6 protein-coding genes are annotated in these 4338 nt (G+C 52.0%); 5 read left to right on the top strand and 1 reads right to left on the bottom strand.

Going from position 1 to position 4338, the window contains the following annotated elements:
* Positions 1 to 28: 28 nt before the first annotated feature.
* On the bottom strand, positions 29 to 547 hold the full coding sequence (locus ABYA88_RS15505; RefSeq protein WP_373188288.1) for a GspH/FimT family pseudopilin: 519 nt from the start codon (positions 545 to 547) through the stop codon (positions 29 to 31).
* Between the two features lie 165 nt (positions 548 to 712).
* Here ABYA88_RS15505 and ABYA88_RS15500 point away from each other — a divergent pair, with 165 nt between their 5' ends.
* The 5 genes from ABYA88_RS15500 to ABYA88_RS15480 all read left to right on the top strand — a co-directional run.
* Complete coding sequence (locus ABYA88_RS15500) at positions 713 to 1183, top strand: GspH/FimT family pseudopilin (protein ID WP_373188287.1); 471 nt, start codon at positions 713 to 715, stop codon at positions 1181 to 1183.
* Positions 1180 to 1614 carry a type IV pilus modification protein PilV gene (gene pilV / locus ABYA88_RS15495; RefSeq protein WP_373188286.1) on the top strand — a complete coding sequence of 145 codons (435 nt, stop codon included), beginning with the start codon at positions 1180 to 1182 and terminating at the stop codon, positions 1612 to 1614. The genes ABYA88_RS15500 and pilV overlap by 4 nt, the downstream gene beginning before the upstream one ends.
* Positions 1611 to 2636: a PilW family protein gene (locus ABYA88_RS15490; protein ID WP_373188285.1), complete on the top strand. Its 1026-nt coding sequence runs from the start codon at positions 1611 to 1613 to the stop codon at positions 2634 to 2636. Before pilV ends, ABYA88_RS15490 begins: the two co-directional genes overlap by 4 nt.
* 16 nt (positions 2637 to 2652) lie before the next feature.
* Positions 2653 to 3174, top strand: a complete 522-nt coding sequence (locus tag ABYA88_RS15485) for a PilX N-terminal domain-containing pilus assembly protein (protein WP_373188284.1) — start codon at positions 2653 to 2655, stop codon at positions 3172 to 3174.
* 12 nt (positions 3175 to 3186) lie between these two features.
* Positions 3187 to 4338: hypothetical protein (locus ABYA88_RS15480; RefSeq protein WP_373188283.1), on the top strand; the 1152-nt coding region annotated here is incomplete at its 3' end.

Below are 4338 nucleotides of genomic sequence, written 5' to 3'. Positions count from 1 at the left end.
TTTGACCTAGCCGTTCCAGGCACACATATCAAAACCCACAGTACTTCGGATCAATCACCGTGCGCTCAACACGCCATCGCCCCACCTGATTGATCACAAGCTTCCGCCCACTGGCTCCTGTCTCGGCAGGACAAAAGCGGAAGGTGCCAGCCTGGAAACCGCCGTTCAGGAGCTCGGTTTCCCCATGACCATTAAAACGAACATATTTCGACACCGGCTTGTTCGCATGCATTCTCAGCTCGGCATCCGGTGGTAGTTCACGCACAATTGTTTCGCCGGTGTCCGGTACACCGTCCCTGTTTCTGTCAACAAAGATCACCCAGCCATCATTCCAGTCGCCATTTACGGGCGATAGGGTCAGTGTGCGGTTCATCCGCACCGCCTCCTGGCGAGTGGTGGCGAGAGCCAGGCCGAGATTATTGAGGCCCGTGCTCATGCGCTGCTGGTCGATCAAGCCGCCAAAGCCGGGAATGGCAATACTGGCCAGAATCGCAAAAAGGGCAAGCGTTACAATAAGCTCGATCAGTGTGAAACCGTGGGAGCGCATGGGATATCCTCCATGATGGATGAAAAGGGCCACTGCCATGTATGCCCGAAACCGCTATCGACCACTGATAACCTGTCGTCACTCCGATATTACCGGTTATCGTATCGACAGAGACCTGTAGCGCCTGTCTTTCTATAGTGGCATCACGTGATAAAGGGGATTTCGATGAAAAGTGTGAAAGGCTTCACTCTTATAGAGCTGATGGTGACTATTGCAGTCCTGGCTATAGCGCTAGCGATTGCAGTGCCCAGCTTCGCTGAAATGATACGGTCGAATCGCGCGGACACGCAACGCGAGGCGGTAATTTCTGCCCTCAGCACGGCGCGCTCGGAAGCAGTTAAGCGGGGCACCACAATTACGGTCAAGCCGGTTTCAGGTACGAATTGGACGAGCGGCTGGCAGGTTGAGAGTGCCGGAGTTGCCCTTCGAACTTTTCCCGCTCTCGAAGGTGGTGCTTCGCTCAGCGGCCCCGCTGCAGGTATACAGTTCAACTCGCGCGGCCAACTGGCAGGCGTGGCGATAGGCAACAAGATCGATCTGCAGTATCGCGTAAGCACTGAATTCTGCCGTTACGAGCGTGATATCAGCATAAACGCAATTGGTCGGGTGTCGGTAACCAAGAGAACCTGCTCATGAACTCTTTGCCCAATAAGAATGCGAAACAAGCCGGCTTCAGTCTGCTCGAGGTGCTCATAGCCGTTCTGGTGCTGTCAGTCGGCATCTTGGGTATGGCCGGCTTGCAATTGAATTCAATGAAGTTCAATCAGACAGCCACGATTCGCTCCCAGGCTACTGTCTTGTCCTACGATATTGCAGATCGCATGCGGGCGAACAGAGCGATCGCAAATACTGGTGGTTACAACCTTGCCATTACAGAAGAGCCGACCGGTACCTCTATTTCATCGATCGATCTGCAGCAATGGCGGTCAGCGTTGAGTCAATATCTTCCCGAGGGTAAAGGTTCAGTCGCTGCTGCGGGGGATAACGTCTTGATTACGGTTACCTGGGATGAAGGACGGCTAGGTGAGGCGGATGCCCAGAAATTTGTTTTCGAGACACGGTTATGAGTGGAGATCAGACAAAGATGCATGCCTATCAACAGCGCGGTTTGAGTCTCGTAGAACTGATGATTGCACTGGCTTTAGGGCTGATCATCAGCGCAGCGATCATGCAGGTTTTTCTGAGCAGCAAAAATGTCTACCGCATGCAGGAGTCCATGGCCAGAATCCAGGAAAATGGCAGGTTTGCCGTGGATTATCTGTCCAGAGACCTGCGCATGGCAGGATACATGGGCTGCGGCAACCTTGATCGCGTAGAAGTTAGCGTTATTGCTGAGCCACCAGCGAATTTCATGAACTTCAATGCGGATACTTTCCTGGTCGGGTTGAATAATGTGACTGCAGGTAACGTATATGGCGCCAAGGCAGGTACTGATGTTGTTTCCACGCGCAGAGCATCTGGTGAAAGCATCCGGCTCACAGGCAATCTTGCACCGATCAATGCAAACATCCAGATAGTTGATAATCGGTTTGGCTTTGCCCAGGACGATACCCTGATGATTTCTGATTGTGTCGCTGCTGATATATTCAACGTAGTGAACAAACCCAGGCAGGATGATGGCAAAAAAGTAACCATAACCCACTCACAGGGATCCAACAGCAACAACAATCTGAGCAAACTCTACGGCTCGGATGCCGAAGTAATGGCCTTCAAGAGCATCACTTATTACATCAAGCCAAGCGAGAATAATGCTGCTCTTGATGCTTTGTGGATGCAGATTCAGGGTGGCCCGACCTCCGTGGTGGATGTAGAGCTGGTTGATGGTGTCGAAGATTTGCAGTTGCAGTACGGCATAGATACTTCAGGAAATCGGAACGTCAACGAATACCGAACAGCGGATGCCGTAACGGATTGGTCTCGGGTAGTCAGTGTACAGTTCAGCATGCTGTTGGCAGGGTCCGATAGCGTGATTGATTCATCAGGCGATTTCTCGCAAGCACTGAAGTTTAACGGTGAGACGATTACCAGTGACGGCGTGATGAGGAATGTGTTCGAAAGCGTTGTCGCCGTGCGTAACAGGGCTCCATGAAATGAAGAGGAACAATATGAAAAACCAAGCTATCGGGAGCGAGCGGGGAGCCGTACTGCTTATTAGCCTCGTATTTCTGTTGCTGTTGACGGTCATTGGTTTGAGTGCGATTCAGGGAGCCACCCTGCAAGAACGTATGGCAGGCAATGCCCGTGATATCAATGTCGCGTTCCAATCTGCCGAAACAGCTTTGAGAGCCGCCGAGGTGGTCTTGCAGCAGGCAAGTCTTCCCGAATTTCAGGGCAGCAACGGACTTTATCTGGTATGTGCCGATACTGAGAGCACTGCCACAGCCTGTAAGGTGCCGGATTGGGCTAGTGCCCAGTCCACTACCTGGGTCCCCGTGACGGGCGTCGACGAAGTAGCTCGCCAGCCCCAGTACTACATACAGAAATATATATCCGTCTACGATATTGGCGCTGATCTGGCAGCAGATGAAGTGCCGCCCATCGTTGATGTTTACAAAGTTGTAGCGCGTGGCTTCGGCGTGAGTGATACGTCACTTGCAGCCATAGAAACTACTTACCGTCGGGACTGACTGGAGAAAGGGATGACCTGTATAAATAGGTTTACAAGCAGCAAGACAATCCTCGGCGCGGTTCTTGGTCTGATGATGGGTTTCTCTTCGCTTAGCCATGCCGATGTGGCGATCTCGGATGTGCCACTGTTCCTGACTACGCAAGTGTCACCGAACATTCTACTGGCGCTGGACGACTCCGGGAGTATGGATGGTGAACTCCTGTTGCCTGGCAACGATGGCGCAGCCTGGTGGAATGATATTAGCAAGTCATTCACTGGTTCGGGCGCCAATGCGGATGTAACTGCAGATGCTGCGGCTAGCGCGTCGACGTTGAATTTTAACGTGATCGGAGCCTCCAACACCACGTGGAAGAAGTATGTCTACCTTTTTCCCAATGGACAAAACGGCAGCTACGATGGCCGGCGCCGATATGACGACTCGACTAACGATCACTTTGCTATTCCGCCTATTACGCGATTGGCATGGGCACGTTCTGCCGAATTCAATAAGGCCTATTTTGATCCATCGGTTGTCTACTCGCCATGGCCGTCAACCAATACCAAGACGTATACCGATTCTAATCCTGTGGCGGCCTCACCAGACCCCCAGTCATCAGCTACTGCTTTCAACCTGACTGCTAATGTGGAATCCAATCTTGAAAACTGGAGATTTCGTTTTTTCAGTGGAATGGTTATCGAGACAGGTGCACGGGTGCATAACGGAACTAATTGGGTGGATGTCCTTACTCCAATAACCGTCTCCCCAACCACTTCTGTAAAAGCCAATCAGAGTCATGGAGTGCGTTATTTTCCGGCGACCTTTTACTCGAGAAGTCCGACAGCGATAGCGGGTTATGTGGCAAACCTGGTGCCGGTGGGTTTCAGCCCCGGAGCTGTTACTGCCAACCTGTACCGATATGAAATAAAGCCGGCTAATTTTTCCAGTCCCGCCGCCTACGCTTCGGCGATACAGAATTTTGCCAACTGGTTTACGTATTACAGAAAGCGTCACCTTGCGACTCGCGGAGGCGTCGTTGAGTCGTTCGAGGATGCAGCAAACGCTCGCGTCGGCTGGTTCAGAATCAACAACGGCAATCCCAGTGTCACCATGCGCAGTCTTGCTTCCGGTGCTGAAAAGTCAACACTCTTCAATTCGGTTTATGATTATGTGATGAACCAGGGC

This window comes from Halopseudomonas sp., assembly GCF_041579695.1.
In the GTDB taxonomy this organism is placed as follows: Bacteria; Pseudomonadota; Gammaproteobacteria; order Pseudomonadales; family Pseudomonadaceae; genus Halopseudomonas.
This window is presented reverse-complemented; position numbering and strand designations above follow the sequence as displayed.